At 34.6% G+C, this 18,579-nt stretch carries 15 protein-coding genes; 10 read left to right on the forward strand and 5 right to left on the reverse strand.

What is annotated here, in order from left to right:
* Positions 1–11 precede the first annotated feature (11 nt).
* From BGO27_00370 to BGO27_00380, 3 genes are read left to right on the forward strand one after another with little or no spacing between them, the layout of a single operon-like run.
* Complete coding sequence (locus BGO27_00370) at positions 12–932, forward strand: hypothetical protein (GenBank protein OJV12026.1); 921 nt, start codon at positions 12–14, stop codon at positions 930–932.
* Positions 933–939: 7 nt separating this feature from the next.
* Positions 940–1,848 (forward strand): hypothetical protein, encoded by a 909-nt coding sequence (locus BGO27_00375; GenBank protein OJV12027.1) that lies wholly within the window; start codon positions 940–942, stop codon positions 1,846–1,848.
* A 47-nt stretch (positions 1,849–1,895) separates the two neighbouring features.
* Complete coding sequence (locus BGO27_00380) at positions 1,896–2,294, forward strand: hypothetical protein (GenBank protein OJV12028.1); 399 nt, start codon at positions 1,896–1,898, stop codon at positions 2,292–2,294.
* A 19-nt stretch (positions 2,295–2,313) separates the two neighbouring features.
* Here the strand turns inward: BGO27_00380 and BGO27_00385 are convergent, their stop codons facing one another.
* Both BGO27_00385 and BGO27_00390 read right to left on the reverse strand, forming a co-directional pair.
* Positions 2,314–2,664, reverse strand: a complete 351-nt coding sequence (locus BGO27_00385; protein OJV12029.1) for a hypothetical protein — start codon at positions 2,662–2,664, stop codon at positions 2,314–2,316.
* Positions 2,665–2,702: 38 nt separating this feature from the next.
* A complete protein-coding gene (locus tag BGO27_00390; GenBank protein ID OJV12030.1) occupies positions 2,703–3,023 on the reverse strand; it encodes a hypothetical protein in 321 nt (106 codons plus the stop codon).
* Between the two features lie 238 nt (positions 3,024–3,261).
* Between BGO27_00390 and BGO27_00395 the strand changes: the two genes are divergently transcribed.
* Positions 3,262–5,469 carry a hypothetical protein gene (locus BGO27_00395; GenBank protein ID OJV12031.1) on the forward strand — a complete coding sequence of 736 codons (2,208 nt, stop codon included), beginning with the start codon at positions 3,262–3,264 and terminating at the stop codon, positions 5,467–5,469.
* 47 nt (positions 5,470–5,516) lie between these two features.
* Here BGO27_00395 and BGO27_00400 read toward each other — a convergent pair whose 3' ends face one another.
* The 3 genes from BGO27_00400 to BGO27_00410 form a co-directional block, all read right to left on the reverse strand.
* Complete coding sequence (locus BGO27_00400) at positions 5,517–6,455, reverse strand: peptide chain release factor 2 (protein OJV12032.1); 939 nt, start codon at positions 6,453–6,455, stop codon at positions 5,517–5,519.
* A 183-nt stretch (positions 6,456–6,638) separates the two neighbouring features.
* Positions 6,639–9,017 carry a hypothetical protein gene (locus BGO27_00405; protein OJV12033.1) on the reverse strand — a complete coding sequence of 793 codons (2,379 nt, stop codon included), beginning with the start codon at positions 9,015–9,017 and terminating at the stop codon, positions 6,639–6,641.
* Between the two features lie 3 nt (positions 9,018–9,020).
* A complete protein-coding gene (locus tag BGO27_00410; protein OJV12034.1) occupies positions 9,021–10,229 on the reverse strand; it encodes a hypothetical protein in 1,209 nt (402 codons plus the stop codon).
* Between the two features lie 368 nt (positions 10,230–10,597).
* Here BGO27_00410 and BGO27_00415 point away from each other — a divergent pair, with 368 nt between their 5' ends.
* From BGO27_00415 to BGO27_00440, 6 genes are all read left to right on the forward strand, one after another.
* Positions 10,598–12,781, forward strand: a complete 2,184-nt coding sequence (locus BGO27_00415) for a hypothetical protein (GenBank protein ID OJV12035.1) — start codon at positions 10,598–10,600, stop codon at positions 12,779–12,781.
* Positions 12,782–12,879: 98 nt separating this feature from the next.
* Positions 12,880–14,196: a 3-phosphoshikimate 1-carboxyvinyltransferase gene (locus tag BGO27_00420; protein OJV12036.1), complete on the forward strand. Its 1,317-nt coding sequence runs from the start codon at positions 12,880–12,882 to the stop codon at positions 14,194–14,196.
* A gap of 310 nt (positions 14,197–14,506) precedes the next feature.
* Complete coding sequence (locus BGO27_00425; protein OJV12037.1) at positions 14,507–14,878, forward strand: 30S ribosomal protein S12; 372 nt, start codon at positions 14,507–14,509, stop codon at positions 14,876–14,878.
* 21 nt (positions 14,879–14,899) lie between these two features.
* Positions 14,900–15,391: a 30S ribosomal protein S7 gene (locus BGO27_00430; GenBank protein ID OJV12038.1), complete on the forward strand. Its 492-nt coding sequence runs from the start codon at positions 14,900–14,902 to the stop codon at positions 15,389–15,391.
* Positions 15,392–15,624: 233 nt separating this feature from the next.
* Positions 15,625–17,700: a translation elongation factor G gene (locus BGO27_00435; protein OJV12039.1), complete on the forward strand. Its 2,076-nt coding sequence runs from the start codon at positions 15,625–15,627 to the stop codon at positions 17,698–17,700.
* Positions 17,701–17,982: 282 nt separating this feature from the next.
* Positions 17,983–18,333 carry a hypothetical protein gene (locus BGO27_00440; GenBank protein ID OJV12040.1) on the forward strand — a complete coding sequence of 117 codons (351 nt, stop codon included), beginning with the start codon at positions 17,983–17,985 and terminating at the stop codon, positions 18,331–18,333.
* Positions 18,334–18,579 lie beyond the last annotated feature (246 nt).

Here is an 18,579-nt window from a genome sequence, read left to right on the forward strand (position 1 = left end):
TTTTATTATAAATGACCGTAAATTTACAAAAAAATAAATTAAATACTTTAAAGGGTATTGCTTTAGTACTCTTTTCTTTATTTTTATATGCGTATTCAGATGCTTTAATTAAAGTATTGCTGAATAAAAACTATTCCGTTGAACAAACAACTTTTTTAAGAGCATTCACAAGGCTTATTCCGCTTTTTGGGGCTGTTGCCTTATTTTACAGAAGCTGGGCTCCGCTCAAGACTAATCGTCCATGGGCGCATTTAAGCAATGCGGTTATTGGTTGCGCTCGTACCTATGCATTTATGTGGGCTTTTAAACTTATACCGCTTGCAGAAGCATCAGCGCTTAGTTACACATCTGCTATATTTTTTGTAATATTATCAGTAGTTTTCCTAAATGAAAAGTTACAAAGATATCATATTATTGCTATAGTTTTAGGTGCTATAGGTGTGGTTATCGCATATAGACCAGGTCTTGAAATATTTAGACTTGGTGCGATTGTTACGCTTGTTGGCGCATTTTTTGCGGCGGTAAATAAGATTATTATTAGAAAACTATCTTTCCAGGATAATTCTCTTGGTATCGTAATTTATCCTAACCTATTCTTACTTCTTATTACTCTTCCTTTCCTTGGTGAAAACTGGAAGCCGGTAGAAATGGAAGACTGGTTAGTATTCCTTGCAATCGGTGCTATGGCGGCCTTAGCACAGTATAGCTTTGCCATTGCTTTAAGGCTTACAAAAGGTTTAACTCTTGCACCATATGACTATACATACTTCTGCTGGATTATTCTGATGGAATACTTATTTACAGATGTAACCCCTACAGAATTTGTTTTAGTAGGTGCAGTATTTATTATTGCAGGTAATGCTGTAATCCTTATGGAAGAATTTAAAAAAGCCAAAGAAGCAAAGAAAAAAATAGAAGCTTTAGCTTCATAGAGGTTTTATGCAAAGTCAAGCAAAAAAGTACAATGCTATCAAGGGGATAAGTGTTGTACTTTTTTCGCTCTTTCTATATGCATACTCAGACGCTCTTGTAAAAATGTTATTAAATAAAAATTACTCAGTGGAGCAGGTTACTTTTTTAAGAGCAGTTTCCAGATTAATACCATTAATTATAGCTTTATTACTATTTTATAGAAGCTTGGCTCCTCTTAAAACCAACCGCCCGTGGGCGCATTTAATAAATGCTGTAATTGGTTGCGGGCGTACTTATGCATTTATGTGGGCTTTTAAACTTATACCGCTTGCAGAAGCCTCAGCGCTTAGTTACACATCTGCTATATTTTTTGTAATATTATCAGTAGTTTTCTTAAACGAAAAGCTCCAAAGATATCATATTATTGCTATAGTTTTAGGGGCAATAGGTGTGGTTATTGCATATAGACCAGGATTTGAAATATTTAGGCTAGGTGCTTTAGTGACATTGGTTGGGGCTTTTTTTGCTTCAGTAAATAAAATTATAATACGAAAACTATCATTTCATGATAATTCTTTAGGTATAATAATTTATCCTAATATCTTTCTTATATTAATTTCATTGCCATTTATTAGTGAAAGCTGGAAGCCATTAGATTATGATGATTGGCTACTTCTAATTGCTATTGGAGCAATGGCAGCTTTATCGCAATATGGTTTTGCAATTGCAATTAAATTAACAAAAGGTCTAAGCCTTGCGCCATATGATTATACTTATTTTTGCTGGATAATAGTTATGGATTATCTTTTTAATAATGAAATTCCTACAGAATTTGTTTTAGTAGGTGCAGTATTTATTATTGCAGGTAATGCTGTAATCCTTATGGAAGAATTTAAAAAAGCCAAAGAAGCAAAAAAACTTGCAGCGCAAGTATAATATTAATAGAATTTATAAGTAAAACAATTGCTTATTAATTCTATTAAATGCCTAAAAGCCTTAAAACCCTTATAAGACTTCATAAAAATGATATCGATAAGCAAATTGAAATTATCGGTAAGATAAATCTTCATCTAGAACGCTTGAACGCAGCATTAAATCATTTAAAAACTCAAATGGAAGAAGAGATGGCAGTCACTATTTATGGTTTTGCTGATATTGCAACTTCCTACATGGCTACTAATATAGAACGCCAGGAAATGCTGAAAAATGAGATTGTGAAAATAGAGGAAAGCTTGGCAAGAGAGCAAGAGATTTTAAGGCTGCTTTTTGAAAGTAAGAAAAAATATGAGATTATAGAAGAAAAACAGATAGCAGAGAAAATGGCAAAAATTGAAAGATTAGAGCAAGCTAATTTAGATGAAATAAATTTAAGACCTAAATAGACCATATTATATGGTCTATTTATAAATCTGCTTTAATAATTTTCCCTAAAGCTAGTTCTAGGTTGTTTTTAATTTCTTCCAGTGAACTAACTATATTATCATTAGAAAAAGATGTTTTACTTGAGTCTAGCTCAATGTTATTGTTAGATAATGCATTTAAAGCGCCCTTAATGGTCATGCCTTTATCGTATAAATATGATTTAATTTTCCGAATATTATCAATATGGCTTTCAGTGTAGTAGCGGCGTCCATTAATTTTTTCAGGAGATATCTGAGGGAATTTAGTCTCCCAAAAACGCAAAACATATTCAGGTATATTTAATATATCTGAAACTTCACCAATTGTTTTATATGTTTTATTGTCTGACACTTTTCAAAACCATCTTACAAATATTTTATAAAAAGCTATTAATTGCTTTCATTTTTATCGTTTTTAGCACTCTCACCATTGATTTTTTGCTTAAGATCTTTGGATACAACATACTTAATAACTGTTCTAGCAGAAATTTCATAATTTTTCAAAGTTTTTGGATTTCTTCCAATCCTTGGTTTCTTACTTTTTTGTTGGAAAGATCCAAAATGCATAATATTGACCTTTTCACCTGTAGTAATACTTTTACATAATGAGTTTACTAATGTATTTATAATAATACCTGCTTCACTCTCAGGGATACCAGCTTTCTTCCCTACTTTTCTTGCAAGTGTTGCACGTGTTACTGAACTTTTCATATGAGCTACCATTCGTTTCATAAAAGTTAATATATTAATAAATATAACATTTTGTAAAATCATCGTCAAATAAATAATTTTTTAAAATAGTTAAAATTTTTACTTTTATTAAATTCTTGATCATGGTATGATTAATTAAAATATTAATTTTCTTGACACTTTTGAGTCAAAAAAGTTAATCTTAATAATATGACATATAGTCAAATAATTTAACTATTCCATGTAGGAGAATACAATTATGGTTGGTATAATTTCTAATACAACAGCGATTGGTGTACAAGCAAGTCTCAAAAAAGCTAACAGTGAGACAGCTTCTTCATCAAAAAGGCTTGCTTCTGGTGAAAGAATTATTGAAGCAAGAGACGATGCGGCAGGTCTCGCTATCGGTACATCACTTCAAGGTAACGTAATCACACTTAACGCAGCTCTTACAAACACTGCTCAGGCTAGCTCACTCTTAGGGGTGGCAGACGGTGCTTTAAAGAATATTGGTGAGATTTTATCTCGTCAGAAAGCTCTTGCAACACAAGCTACTTCAGGTACTCTTGATGCTACAACACGTGGTTACTTAAATCTCGAGTTTAAGAATCTTAAAGATGAGATCAACAGGATTGCTGGATCTACCAACTTTAACGGTATTAAATTATTAGATGGTAGTATTTTTGCTCCTGCTGAAATCAAAACAGATGCTAAAGCTAACGCAACTTCAGTACAAGGTGTACTTACATTTGGTACCGCAGGTGTCGCAATTGCCGATGGTGCAACACTAACAATCAATGGAACTGTAATTACATTTGATACAACACCATCTTCTGACCCAAGACAAGCAGATGCTACACAGACAACTATTGCTGGTAAAGCTACTGCACTTTATAATGCTATTCAAAACGTTATAAACTCTCTTGATCCTGCTCGTGCAGATGATAAAGCTAACTTGTCAGCTCTCAAGTTTGAACTTAATGACACATTAGGTCAAGTAACTATTACTTCTAAATCTTCTGGTACAGAGTTTAACAGTGGTGGTGGTAGAGAAATCAATATTACAGGTAGTGTGACATTTGCTGCTGCAACTGACTTAACATTAAACGGTACAACAGCTCTTAACGTAGCTACAGTATATGACTTAAATACTGCAGGTGGTGTGGCTGGTGTTACAGGTGACCTAAATGCTGGTAAGTTCGCAACTGGTGGTACAAGTGCTTATGACTCTACAGCTTCTACATTTGCTAGAGGAACAGTTTCTGACTCAATCTTAACCGCTATTGACGTTGTAGCAGCTGCTGCTGGTGCTGGTAACGCAACTGGTGTGAACACTTCTGGTGTTTCAAATAACTCAGCTTTTGTTGGTAAAGTTTCAGGCTTTAAGGCTGTTTACTCTTCACCTGACCGTGTTGATTTATCAATTAAAGTTGGTAACTATACTTACCAAGCTAAAAACGTAGAAACAACTCCTGCAGCTGATACTATTGTAAGGTTGTCTTCAATTGAAGATGGTGGCGGATTCTTTGACCTTCAGGTAAATGATTCAGCTACATCTGGTCAAACAGCTGTAACAAACCAAAAAGAATCTGATGATTTCGCAGCTCGTATTGATAAAGCGTTTGAAGGGTTAAATTTCTTCCAAAAACGTACAGTATCAAGCTATGTTGCTGCAGGTTCTGTATTCCCTACAGGTGGTACAACACAAAGCGGTAACTTATCTGGTACATCCTTCAGATTAATTAACAGTTCTTTTGAAAATTTAAAAGTTGAGAAAGTTAAAGTTGAAGCTCCAGTTTCTGGTGGTACAGAAGCATTAATTGAGTTCACAATTAATGGTGAAACATTCAGAAGTGGTTATAACAACTTTGGTGTTACAACTGCATTGGGTAGTTCAATAGCGGCTGCTGCTAACATTGGTTTTGTAAGCACAACTGATCCACAAAAAGTACTTCAGTTCACAAACGGTGCTGTACAAATTGATATTACAAACAAAGCTGAAGCAGAAGGTTTACAAAAAGCTTTTGAAGAAGCGTTTGGTGTAGGTGAAGGTGGAACAAGCTTATCATTCCAGGTAGGTACAAAATCTACAGATACAGTACTTGTACAAATGGAAAGCTCTGCAACAAACAACATTTATCGTAATGCTGATGGTAACGTTGTAGATATTTCTATCGATACACTTGCTAATGCTAACATTGCTGGTGACGTACTTGATAAAGCTATCAGTACTGTAACATCACTCAGAGCTACCATTGGTGCTTTACAATCAAGGTTTGCTTATGCTGCTTCTAACATTCAAAGTAGTATTCAAAACCAAGACTTTGCACGTGGTATCTTCCTTGATACAGATGTTGCTTCTGAGTCTACAAACTTTGCAAGCTCACAAGTTAGACTTCAAGCGAGTATTTCGGTTCTTGCTCAAGCTAACCAATTACCACAAAGCTTACTCAAACTTATTGGTTAATAGTAGGTTTTACAAAAAAAGAGGGGCGTTTATCGCCCCCTTTTTTTTTAGTTTGTTACTAAGGATTTTAAATAACTCGACATAAAATTATCTATATCGCCATCTAGAACACCTGAAGTATCGCTAGTTTCATAATCAGTACGTAGGTCTTTTACCATTTGATAGGGCTGAAGTACGTAAGATCTTATTTGATGACCCCAGGAATTATCAGTTTTAGTAGCACTTAAGGAGTTTATAGTCTCTTCTCGCTTTTTAAGTTCAAGCTCATAAAGCCTTGATTTTAACATATCCATGCAAGCTGCTTTATTTTTATGCTGAGATCTGTCGCTTTGACACTGCACTACTATATTAGTAGGTAGGTGGGTAATTCTAACGGCACTGTCTGTTTTATTAATATGCTGCCCACCTGCACCTGATGCCCTGTAAGTGTCGATTCTTAGATCTTTTTCATTAATTTCAACTTCTACTGCGTCTGTAATTAAAGGATATACCCAAATACTTGCAAAGCTGGTTTGTCGTTTACCTGCTGCATTAAATGGAGAGATTCTAACAAGTCTATGAACTCCACTTTCGCTTTTGCACCAGCCATATGCAAACATCCCGGAAACTTTAATAGTTGCAGACTTTATACCTGCTTCTTCGCCGTCCAGCTCATCTACAACTTCAGTTTTAAAGCCGCGTTTTTCCGCCCATCTTAAGTACATTCTCATAAGCATTAGCGCCCAGTCATGGCTTTCAGTTCCGCCAGCTCCTGCATTTATATCAATAAAACAGTCGTTGCTATCAACTTCCCCTGAAAATAAACATTCAATCTCATCTTTTTTGAGTTTCGCAGCAAGGCTAAGCATTGATGTTGCTATATCTTCCTTAGCGCTTTCATCCTGCTCAAGTTTTGCAAGTTCAAAAAGTTCATATAAATCAGATGCTTCTTGCTTAGATTTATTGTAATTATTTACCTTGGCTTCTACTAATGATTTTTCTTTCATTACTTTTTGGGCATTTTTTTGATCATCCCAAAAGTTAGAACTTAGCGAGCTTTCTTCAAGCTCTTTGAGTCTATTAAAGGCGTTTTGCTTTTCAAAGCGCCCTCCCGAGCAGATCTATTACATTTTCGATATTAGCCCTAATTTCTTCAATATTTTCTATCAATTTGATAATCCTCTATTATTTTAATAGACCCCATCGTCATCAAAATCTTCTAAGTTATTAGCAGAATTATCAGAAGTAGGCAATGATTCATCATAAGTTTCTTCAGGTTCATTACCTGCTTTAAAAGCTTCCTTAATAATTCTTTTTCCATCTGCTTCTTCTTGGGTACTTTTTCCGGTCTTATAATCAATATTTATAAAACTAATTCCTTCCGGTTCTGTAAAGTCATGATCATTATACCAATCTTTTGTACGTTTCATAAAGTCAATAAAAGCTGGAAGTGCAAGCGTAGCACCTGTTACCCTTTGTCCTAATGTTCTAGGTTGGTCATATCCAATATAAGTACCAACCACTAAGTCAGTATTTCCACCAATAAACCATACATCCTTACTATCGTTTGTAGTGCCAGTTTTGCCAAATAATGTCATACCTAAAGATTTTGCCTGCTGTCCTGTACCACGCTGTATCACGCCATTTAAAATAGATAAAATTTGATAGGCAGACCTTTCATCTGTTACTTTAGGCGTTGTGTATTCTATAGTCGGTTCTTTATCTATGTTATCGTTTGTGACATTACCAGGCATGCAGCCTCTACATTCTATATCAGGGTTTTTATATATGGTCTTACCATTAATATCTTGAATATAATCAATAACATTAGGATTAATTTTTGTGCCTAAATTTTCAATCATACCAAAAGCTAGTGTCATTTGCAGCAAAGTAGTTTCACTCGCTCCAAGTACTGTTGCAAAGTTTTTAGGAGGGTTATTATATATGCCAAATCGTGTGGCAATTTCAGCAACTTTTGCCATGCCTATCATTTGAGCAATTCTTGGAGTTACAGTATTTCTTGATTTTTCAAGGGCTTCCCTCATTGTTATAGGTCCCATAAAGTTATTTCCAAAGTTTTTAGGTTTCCACATTGGAAGTCCTGGGCCTTGGGATATTTCAATAGGTCCATCTTCAAAAATCTTTGTTGGTAATATTCCGTTTTCAAGTGCAGCAAGATAAACAAAAGGTTTGAAGGTAGAACCTGGCTGTCTTTTAGCCTGAGTTGCTCTGTTAAACTGAGATATAGCAAAGTCATATCCGCCAACCATAGCTAATATTTTTCCATTATCAGGGTTTAAGGCAATCATACCGCCACTTATTTCAGGTATTTGACGGATTAAGTATTTTTCTGGAGTTTTCTCAACTAATACAACATCACCAGTTTTGAAATGTTCCTTAAGATTGGTAACTTCGCGTTTAAGCCATACAAGATCAGTTATAGGAACGCTAGTTTTGGTCATTGCGTTTGTAATAAGATTTACTTTAGTAGTTTCTACGCTTTGAACTACTGCTAATTGCCAGTTCCCGCTACCTGCTGGTTTTTTAATCTTTTCTTTGGCAACTTTCCAAGTGGATAAATCAATTTTTGTAACTGCCCCGCGATATCCACGTTTCTGGTCATAATTAATTAAAGCGGTTTTTAAGGCTTTTTCAGCCTCTACCTGCATTTCAGGGATTACAGTGGTATAAACACTTAAACCACCTTCCATTACAGTCTTTTCTCCATATATTTCAAAGAGTTGTCTGCGTAACTCTTCTGTAAAATAATCGGTGCGGAATAATTTAATATCTGATTTGTTAGCAGTTACAATTTTGCTATTTAAAGCAATTTTAGCAGCAGCTTCGGTTAAATAACCATCTTCATACATCCTATCTATTACATAATCTCTTCTGGCTTTTGCTCTGGAGTAATTAGATTTTGGGTGATATGTGCTTGGTGCTTTAGGTAGTCCTGCTAAAAATGCACATTCAGCAGGAGTAAGCTGATCTAAAGATTTATTAAAATAACTGAGTGCAGCAGCAGCAACGCCATATGCACCATTACCTAAGTAAATTTGGTTTAAATATAATTCGATAATACGGTCTTTGGAATATACTTGTGATATACGATATGCAAGAATGGCTTCTTTAATTTTACGTGCTAAAGACCTTTCGCTGGTTAGTAAAAAGTTTTTTACAACCTGCTGGGTAATAGTCGATCCGCCAACAAGTGATTTTCTGGTTCCTATGTTCAATACGTTTTGTACAATTGCCCTAAGTACGCTGGTGAGGTCAATGCCAGGATGTGAGTAAAAATTCTGATCTTCTGCTGCAATAAATGCATGAATTAATGTTTTAGGCATCATTTCAAAAGGCACAAAGATTCTATTTTCATTTGAGAATTCAGCTATTAATCTACCGTCAACGCTATAAACGCGAGTTGTAGCTGGCGGGTTGTATTCTTCAAGCTGTTTATAATCAGGTAGATCATTTTTATAATAGTTAATTAAATATACAAGGCCTGATGCTCCGAGTAAACCTAGTAAAATGAATGTCATAAAAAGTATAGAAAAGATTCTGCGTAACATAACTTATAACTTGCTGTAATTATTGAAAAAATGATCGATAGCCTGCACTATTGAGGCAATGATTTTTTGTTTGTAATTGTCATTAGTAAGTAATTTTTCATCATCTAAATTAGATAAGTACCCTAATTCAATTAGTATAGATGGCACGTGTTTACTTCTAAGAACTTTAAAATTCGCATATCTATGTGAATGGTTTAGCATCTTAACCTGTTTAGATAATTGCTTTATTAAAAACTCAGCAAACATTTTAGCATAGTTTTGTTTTTTATGGTAGATCATGTCTAGTATCACTTCAGATACTTCTTTATGTCGAGCATCAATATCAATATCAGACAGAATATCTACCTTATTTTCATGGTCAGCTAAATTCGCGGCTTCTGCATCTGATGCTTTTTCTGAGAGCGTGTAAACTGATAAACCACGTAATTTTTTATCATAGTGAGAATCAGCATGAATTGAAATGAATAAGTCTGCTTTAAGATTTGCCGTTTTGCTAAGTCTTTGAGAAAGTGGAATAAATTCATCTCTGCTTCGTGTTATATATATTTTAAACTTCTTTTTACTATCTAATGCTCTTTTTAAAGCTAAGGCATATTTTAATGTAACATTTTTTTCATGAACGCCGCTGCTACTGGTAGCGCCAACATCTTTACCGCCATGACCAGGATCAATTACGATAATTGGTACATGACGTTTTTTAGTAACTTTAACGTCAATTTCTTTAGGTTCTGCAACTTTAACAGATGCGGAGGGCTTTGCAGATGGTTTATCTCTATAAATATCAACGTGTAAAGGTTTTGGTGGAATTTTTTGATTAGGAAATGAGCTGTAAATAGCATCAATTACTATGCGATAATAAGGATGATCATCATTGTCTATAACAAAATGTTTAATAATTGCATTTTTTCTAAGCCTTAAGCTAAAAAGAGTTCCGCCCGTTTGATTTGAAATTATAGCGTTTTTAATTAAGTTTGGGTGTTTGTTAAGATTTTTGCTGATATCAAATTTTTTTATTTTGCCGTTTTGTATAAAAATGTCCAGATTATCATCTAATTCGTTAATTGAATAAGTAGGCTTTAAAAAAGTTTCTAAAACAATCCGTGTTCTAGATTTATCATCAGACCATCTAAGCAATACGATATCGTTTGTAGCAAAGCAGTTGCTTGCCCAAGTAAAAATGAGTATTAAAAATATTAATGCTTTTGTGTACATTAACCAAATATTTTGAAAAAAATTATTGCCTTTTAATGTCACAATATATTTTAATAGAAAAACTTGCAATAACAGTTGAGTTATTTCTCTAAACTTAGTAAAACGTTAGAGGTAATAATACAACACATTTGGTGTAGACAGTGGTTTATAAATAAATTACTGTAATATATAACATTATTGAGTGAAGGGGATGCACTTTTTTTTACAAAATATAGCTAGACTCATAAAGCAAAGGGCTTCACGTATCCTTGCTAACACACATTCATATCGAAATAAGTCTAAGCAATTTGTATCTCTTTCCAAAATTAAAATGCAAAATTTCAACAGCTATATTGCTGTTTCTTATAAATTTTTGGAGAAAATAAGTAATGACAAAAAGAATACTGATAGATGGTGTCTATCCGGAGGAAGTTCGTGTAGTAAACTGCGACAACAATCAGGTTGAAGAATATGACTATGATACGATCGCAAAAAAACAGCTAAAGGGCAACCTTTATTTAGCAAAAATTACAAGAGTTGAGCCATCACTACAGGCTGCTTTTGTTGAGTACATTGATGGCAGACATGGCTTTTTACCGTTTTCTGAAATCCATCCTGATTATTATATACCGCTTAATGAAGATGGTACAATGCAGGATGTTGCAGATGACTTTAATCTAAGGAAAATGCTGGAAAATAAGACATTTAATATCCAGCCACTTGTTCCAGAAGATGAAACTCCACCGGAAACTATTCCAGAAATCAGAGAGCATAATCAAATTGTTGATCAGCCTGCTCCAGAAATTTTTGATGTAATCGACGCTAACTCTCAGGAATCATCAGCTGAAAATGCTAATATACTCGAGTTTGATGAATTTGGTGAAGAAATTGAACCTGTTTCAGAAGACGCAGAAAGTTTGGCTTTAAAGAAATATAAAATTCAGGATGTTATCAGAAAGAACCAAATTATTGTGGTTCAGGTAATGAAAGAAGAGCGTGGTAATAAGGGGGCATCCATTACAACTTACCTGTCTTTAGCAGGAAGATACGCGGTTTTAATGCCAAATAGCATGAGAAGTGGCGGAATTTCTCGCAGAATTTCTAATATCGATGATAGAAGAAGAATTAGAGATTTAATTGAAAATCTTGGTCTTCCAAACGGTGCAGGTGTTATCATAAGAACAGCTGGGGCTGATAGATCTAACGCTGAAATTAAAAGGGATTTCAACTATTTAGTAAACTTATGGAATAATATTAAAGAAGCTATTGATAATGCTTCAACTGTTCCAATATTCCTTCATGCAGAAGGCGATGTTATCAAGCGCTGCATACGTGATAACTATGATTCTACTATTGGCGAAATCATTATTCAAGGTGAATCATCTTACAAGGCGGCTAGAGACTTTATGTCTATATTCATGCCTGATCATGCTGAGAAAATTAAGCACTACAAAGGTAAGGTGCCTTTATTTGTAAGGTTTGATGTTGAAGATCAAATCGCAAATATGCATGATGCTACAGTTACATTGAAATCTGGTGGTTATCTGGTAATTAACCATACAGAAGCATTAGTTGCAATCGATGTGAACTCTGGTAAGGCAACTTCTGAGAAAAACGTAGAAGAAACAGCTCTTAAAACCAATATGGAAGCGGCAGTAGAAATTGCTAAGCAAATGAAAGTTAGAGATTTATCTGGCTTAGTAGTTGTTGACTTTATTGATATGCTTGAGCCAAAGAACAGGGCGTCAGTAGAAAATGCACTAAGAGGTGCTTTGCAAAGTGATAAAGCAAAAATCCATTTAAGTCGTATTAGTCCGCTAGGTTTGTTAGAGATTTCAAGACAAAGGCTTAAACCAAGCTTCCAGGAGTCAAACACTGTTGTTTGTAGCCATTGTAGTGGCAAAGGTAGGGTAAGAGCTATCGAAACTATGGCAATTAACATTATGAGAGCCGTAGAAACAGAATTAAGCCGTGGTGATTACGACGAAGTTAATGTATATGCATCTCCTGATAATATCGTTTACCTGTTAAATAACTATAGAGTTGATATTGACAGAATCAGTAACAGATTTAGAACAAAAATTATGTTTCAGATTGATTATCTGATGCAATCTGATCAGTATTCAATCGATAAAGTAAGAAGATCGCCTTATTTATATTATGATTCTCCAAGAGAAATTGATGCATATGCAAACAGTGATGGCGAATCTAATTATAATAAAAACAAGCGTCAGAAAAAATGGCGTAATAATTATAAAGATAAAAACCAAAATAATCAGTCGCAAGAAGAGCCAGCAGCTGCAAAAGTTGAGCATGAGCCAATTTCTTTAATAGAACCGATTACTTCTACCTCAAATGTAGAAATGATTGAAGATGAAGTAAAAACAACAAAAGCTGGTGGTTACAGAAAGCCTAACAGGCGTAATAATCGTCGTAAATTTAAAAGAAGGAATAATAAAGAAGGTGGAGGCATGCAAAATTCAGGTAAGGAGCCTGAGTTGGTAGGTGCTGAAGGTAAAAAAGATGATAGTCCTTCTTTACTCAGAGGTCTTTGGAAAAAAATTATAGACTAAAACTTACTTGATTAATAAAGAAAAAAGCATCATTTTGAAAAAAATGGTGCTTTTTTTATAGGAAAAAAGTCACTACAAATTATTAATGCATATATCTTATGGAAAAAAATAACAAACTTAACATAATATCATTTTGGCAATTTTTACCTCTACAGGGTGAGGTAAGCGCAAGTCCTGATAAATCAATTTCCCATAGAGCTTTGGTACTCGCTTCTATAGCAAATGGCACTACAAAAATTACCAATTTACTGGAATCTAAAGATATATTCTCAACATTAAAGGCTCTGGCTAATTTAGGTGTGAAAGTTTATAAATTACATAGCGAGTACTATGTTGATGGAGTGGGGATTAAAGGTTTGAATAAGCCTAAGAATGCTATTAACGTAGGGAATTCAGGTACTTCTTTACGGTTATTAATGGGGCTTCTTGCGCCATTTTCTTTCAAAAGTTTTTTCTATGGTGATCAAAGTCTTTCATCGAGAAGTAACCAGCACGTGATTAAAATGCTGGAAAACTTAGGGGTGGTTTTTGAGCATGATGATTATAAAGCTCCTCTTTTAATGAAAGGAAATAACAATATTTTAAATAGTGAATATGAACCGCTATCGCCATCAGCTCAGCTAAAATCTGCTTTTATCTTAGTAAGTATTAATGCGCCTGGAACTTCAGTATATTATGAGGCTATTCCTACGCGCGATCATACAGAAAATCTGCTGAAATACCTTGATTATCCTATAAAAACAGAAGATTCCAAAATCATAATAGAAGGTGATTGTCAGTTTGATGCAAAGGACATAGAAGTGCCAGGTGATGTATCTTCAAGTCTGTTTTTGATAGTTGCCGCTTTAATTATACCTGATTCGGAAATTACCATCAGAAACATTTGTTATAACCCAAGGCGTTTTAAAGCGATAGAAATTTTACAGAAAATGGGCGGAAATATAACAATAATAAACGAATCAAATGTTATATACGAAAAAACTGTGGATATAGTTATTAAACACTCGGTTTTAAAAGCCTTTCAAACTGAAGCTTCTGATTTTGCTGACTTAATTGACGAATATCCAATACTGAGTGTTGCAGCCGCATGTAGTAAAGGTAAGTCTGTGTTTAAAGGTTTATTAGGTTTGCGTAATAAAGAGACTGATAGGCTTATGGCAATATGTAATAACTTAAATAAAATGGGAATAGATGCTGAAATAATAGGTGATAACCTTGAAATAACAGGCGGTAGCCCAAAAGGTGGGGTTTTAATTGATTCTGAATACGATCACAGGCTGGCAATGAGCTTTGGTATTTTAAGTATGATATCAAAAGATAAGGTCAGAATTAAAACCTATGATATGATATCAACGAGTTATCCAGGATTTTTTGATGATATTAAAAAATTAGGTGGGTCTTATACAAGCTTTTAGATAAAATATTAAAATAAAATTATATATATTTATAAAAAAATTGACATTACCTAATTAATTTAATACATAAGATAGTTAAAATATACCAGGAAAAGAGGTGGCTCTTTGGCTGGTTTTGTTAGTTAAATTACTGAAAATTATATTAATTTTACTTAATGAAAGGTTATTGCCGTATATATTATTAGTCGGTGATTTTAGAAAATTCTGAGAATATCGCTAATAAATAAAGCTTGACTAAGTCTTTAGGTTTTAATAATATTCTGAGCTTAGTAAAATATATAATTTTTATTATTTTTAAAATGAGGAATCAATGTCAACAATTAACCAGCTTGTAAGAAAGCCTAGAGTTAAAAAAGTGATCAAATCTAAAGCTCCTGCAATGAAAAATTGTCCGCAGGTAAGAGGGGTTTGCGTTCGTGTATATACAACAACACCAAAAAAACCAAACTCAGCGTTACGTAAAGTAGCAAGACTTAGACTTTCAAATTCAATGGAAGTAATTGCTTATATCCCAGGTGAAGGCCATAACTTACAAGAACACTCTATGGTTCTTATGAGAGGCGGTAGGGTAAAAGATCTTCCGGGTGTTAAATACCACATTATTAGGGGTGCATTAGATACTCAGGGTGTTAAAAACCGTAAGCAGGCACGTTCGAAATATGGTGCTAAAAAACCGAAGTAATTTTAATATAATAGGTAGAAGATGGCAAGACGTCATAGTGCAAATAAGCGCGTAATATTCCCAGATACAAAGTATCATAACGTAATTATGCAGAAATTTATCAACTGTCTCATGAAAGGTGGTAAAAAGTCTGTAGCTGAAAGAATTTTCTATGGTGCAATTGATTTGGCAGCGCAAAAGCTTAAAATTGATAGCGATGAAAAGAAAGTAGAAATGTTCCTTGCAATTTTAGCAAAAGTTAGACCTGCAATTGAAGTTAGATCGAGAAGGGTTGGTGGTGCTACATATCAAGTACCAACACCAGTAAGAGAAGCTAGAAGTATTGCAAAAGCTATTAAATGGCTTATTGAATATGCTTCAAAGCGTTCAGAGCAGTCAATGATGAAAAGACTTGCGGGTGAATTCATGGATGCTTTCAATGACAGAGGTTCTTCTGTTAAGAAGCGTGAAGATACGCATAAAATGGCTGAAGCTAACAAAGCTTTTGCTCACTTTGCTTGGGTATCAAACTAAGAATAATACATTGAAAAGCACCAATTTAAACTGGTGCTTTTTGATATTAAGTTGCCATTCGAACCTCAAATTCAATGGCAATATTTTTTACCAAAGCAGTAATTGAATTGGTAAATTTTTATAAAAATTCATACTCATGTAGAGTTGTGAAAACTACTTATTTAAATTTTGTAGATTTTATTTAAAAAATCTGTAAAATTTACGGCAAGCATAATTTAGAGGTCAAAACAAACATGTCAAAAGATTATCCTTTAGAGAGATATAGAAATATTGGTATCTGTGCGCACATCGATGCTGGTAAAACAACAACAACAGAGCGTATCCTTTATTATACAGGTAAGTCACACAAAATTGGTGAAGTACACGAAGGTGCTGCAACAATGGATTACATGGTGCAGGAGCAAGAGAGAGGTATTACAATTACTTCTGCTGCTACAACAACATTCTGGAATGAAAACAGAATTAACATTATTGATACACCGGGTCACGTAGACTTTACCATTGAAGTAGAGCGTTCTATGAGAGTACTTGATGGTGCTATCACAGTGTTTGACGGTGTTGCTGGTGTAGAGCCGCAATCAGAAACAGTATGGCGTCAGGCTGATAAATATGGTGTTCCAAGAATTTGTTTTGCTAACAAAATGGATCGTGTTGGTGCTAACTTCTTCCGTTGCGTTGATATGATTAAAGACCGTTTAGGTGCGCGTCCTATGGTTATGCAGCTTCCAATCGGTATCGAAGATACATTCGTAGGTGTTGTAGACTTAGTAGAAATGAAAGGAATCACATGGCGTGATGATAGCCTAGGCGCTCAATTCGACATTGGTGAAATTCCTGCTGACTTAGTAGAAAAAGCTAAAGAATACCATGCTGCACTTGTTGAAATGGCAGTAGAAATGGACGACAGTCTTATGGAAAAATACTTAGGCGGTGAAGAAATTGCTGTAGAAGATATTAAAAGATGTGTGCGTAAAGGTGTACTCACAAGTACATTCGTACCAGTATTCTTAGGTAGTGCGTTCAAAAACAAAGGTGTTCAGCCGCTTCTTGATGCAGTTGTTGACTATTTACCAAGCCCGCTTGATGTTCCTGCGGTACATGGTATTCACCCAAGAACAGAAGAGGAATTACTCCGTAAATCTGATCCAAAAGAGCCATTTTCAGCTCTTGCGTTCAAAGTAATCAACGATCCATTCGTAGGTTCTATTACTTTCGTAAGAATTTATTCTGGTACATTAAACTCAGGTACAACAGTAATTAACTCTGTTAAAGATAATAAAGAAAGAATCGGCCGTATGTTACTTATGCATGCGAACAACCGTGAAGATATCAAATCAGCTAGAGCTGGTGACATCGTTGCGCTTGCAGGTCTTAAAAATACAACAACAGGTGATACACTCTGCGACCCAGATAATCCTGTAATTCTTGAAAGAATGGAATTCCCAGCTCCGGTAATCGAAGTTGCGGTTGAACCAAAAACAACAGCTGACCAGGAAAAAATGGGTATGGCTCTTTCAAGGCTCGTATCTGAAGATCCTTCTCTTCAAGTTATGACTGATGAAGAAACAGGTCAAACAGTACTTAAAGGTATGGGCGAACTTCACCTTGAAATTATCATTGACCGTATGCGTCGTGAATTCAAAGTAGAGGCTAACGTTGGTGCTCCACAAGTAGCTTATAGAGAAACAATTACAAGAAGCGCAGAGCTTGATTACACACACAAGAAACAATCTGGTGGTGCTGGTCAGTTTGCGAAAATTAAATTAATGTTCGAGCCACTTGAGCCAGGTCAAGGATTCGTATTTGAATCTAAAATCGTTGGTGGTTCTGTACCAAAAGAATATATTCCAGGTGTTGTAAAAGGCTTGGAAGCTTCTAAAGAATCGGGCGCTCTTGCTGGATTCCCAGTAATTGACTTTAAAGTTACATTACTTGACGGTGCTTACCACGACGTTGACTCAAGCGTACTTGCATTCGAAATTGCTGCAAAAGCTGCTTTCAAAGAAGCTATGCCAAAAGCGGGTGCTAAATTACTTGAGCCTATTATGAAAGTTGAGGTAATTACACCAGACGAGTATATGGGTGACATCATCGGTGACTTAAACTCAAGAAGAGGTCAGGTTTCTGGTATGGAACACAGAGCTAACGCGCAAGTAATTAATGCTATGGTGCCACTTGCATCGATGTTCGGTTATGTAAACCAACTTAGATCAATGTCACAGGGTCGTGCGCAATACTCAATGATCTTCTCTCATTATTCACAAGTTCCGCAACATGTTGCTGACGAAGTGATTTCAAAAGCATCTTAATTTTAAGATGAATATTAAAAAGGCGTCTATAGAAATATAGGCGCCCTTTTTTTATATAGTTAATCCTTTATAAATTTGGTATGCGCCATTTCCTCGCTCACCTAGGTTTGACTCAGCTTCGCTCGTTATTCATGTACCATAATTTAAAATTTTTTAACTATATCTTATTGATTTTGCAGGATTTTTTGTTTAGCCTTAGAATTAACAAAGGAGGCTGGTATGACAAAATCATCAAACTTAAGATCTGCATTTTCAAGAGTCTTTAATTCGGTAGCAAACATAATGGAAATGATAGTTACCGAGCCTAAATATTTTATTGGAACTCACAACAGAAAAGATGATGTTTTGGCAAGTGATTGTATAAAAATAGGGATGTATCGCATTTTAAGGCAATTTAAAGATGATAAGGATTTGGGTCCCAAAATCAGCTACTTAGATGTCGTAAGGTATATGACTAAAGATTGCCAAGAACAAGCCAGTTTTAGAGAGAAGGCAACAGGTTATAATAGTATATATGAAGATCTAATGCAGCATAGGCTGAATCCTATATTTGTAAATCATTACAATGACTTAGCAAAAAAACAAGGTCATCCATTTATAAAAGAAGACAGGAAAATAATTATAGATAAATAACAATAACACTGAAAACAAACGAAAAAAGCTTTATTTGAATATGTTATTAAGATAAAACTATTCGGATAAACTTTCAAAAAGATGAAAATTCCTTATTAATAAAGAAATAAATTGACATTTTTACAGATTTCTGTAGTTTAAGACTGGTTTTTAAACTTTTTTAACGCAAAACTCAAGGGAATTATTATGGGAAAGGCAAAATTTGAGAGGTCGAAGCCTCACGCTAATATAGGAACTATTGGTCAC

This window comes from Alphaproteobacteria bacterium 33-17 (assembly GCA_001897445.1).
In the GTDB taxonomy this organism is placed as follows: Bacteria; Pseudomonadota; Alphaproteobacteria; order Rickettsiales; family 33-17; genus 33-17.

Coding starts and splice junctions, on each gene's coding strand:
- BGO27_00370 (OJV12026.1), top strand. CDS start 12: ATGACCGTAAATTTACAAAAAAATAAATTAAATACTTTAAAGGGTATT.
- BGO27_00375 (OJV12027.1), top strand. CDS start 940: ATGCAAAGTCAAGCAAAAAAGTACAATGCTATCAAGGGGATAAGTGTT.
- BGO27_00380 (OJV12028.1), top strand. CDS start 1,896: ATGCCTAAAAGCCTTAAAACCCTTATAAGACTTCATAAAAATGATATC.
- BGO27_00390 (OJV12030.1), bottom strand. CDS start 3,023: ATGAAAAGTTCAGTAACACGTGCAACACTTGCAAGAAAAGTAGGGAAG.
- BGO27_00395 (OJV12031.1), top strand. CDS start 3,262: ATGGTTGGTATAATTTCTAATACAACAGCGATTGGTGTACAAGCAAGT.
- BGO27_00400 (OJV12032.1), bottom strand. CDS start 6,455: ATGAAAGAAAAATCATTAGTAGAAGCCAAGGTAAATAATTACAATAAA.
- BGO27_00405 (OJV12033.1), bottom strand. CDS start 9,017: ATGTTACGCAGAATCTTTTCTATACTTTTTATGACATTCATTTTACTA.
- BGO27_00410 (OJV12034.1), bottom strand. CDS start 10,229: ATGTACACAAAAGCATTAATATTTTTAATACTCATTTTTACTTGGGCA.
- BGO27_00415 (OJV12035.1), top strand. CDS start 10,598: ATGACAAAAAGAATACTGATAGATGGTGTCTATCCGGAGGAAGTTCGT.
- BGO27_00420 (OJV12036.1), top strand. CDS start 12,880: ATGGAAAAAAATAACAAACTTAACATAATATCATTTTGGCAATTTTTA.
- BGO27_00425 (OJV12037.1), top strand. CDS start 14,507: ATGTCAACAATTAACCAGCTTGTAAGAAAGCCTAGAGTTAAAAAAGTG.
- BGO27_00430 (OJV12038.1), top strand. CDS start 14,900: ATGGCAAGACGTCATAGTGCAAATAAGCGCGTAATATTCCCAGATACA.
- BGO27_00435 (OJV12039.1), top strand. CDS start 15,625: ATGTCAAAAGATTATCCTTTAGAGAGATATAGAAATATTGGTATCTGT.
- BGO27_00440 (OJV12040.1), top strand. CDS start 17,983: ATGGAAATGATAGTTACCGAGCCTAAATATTTTATTGGAACTCACAAC.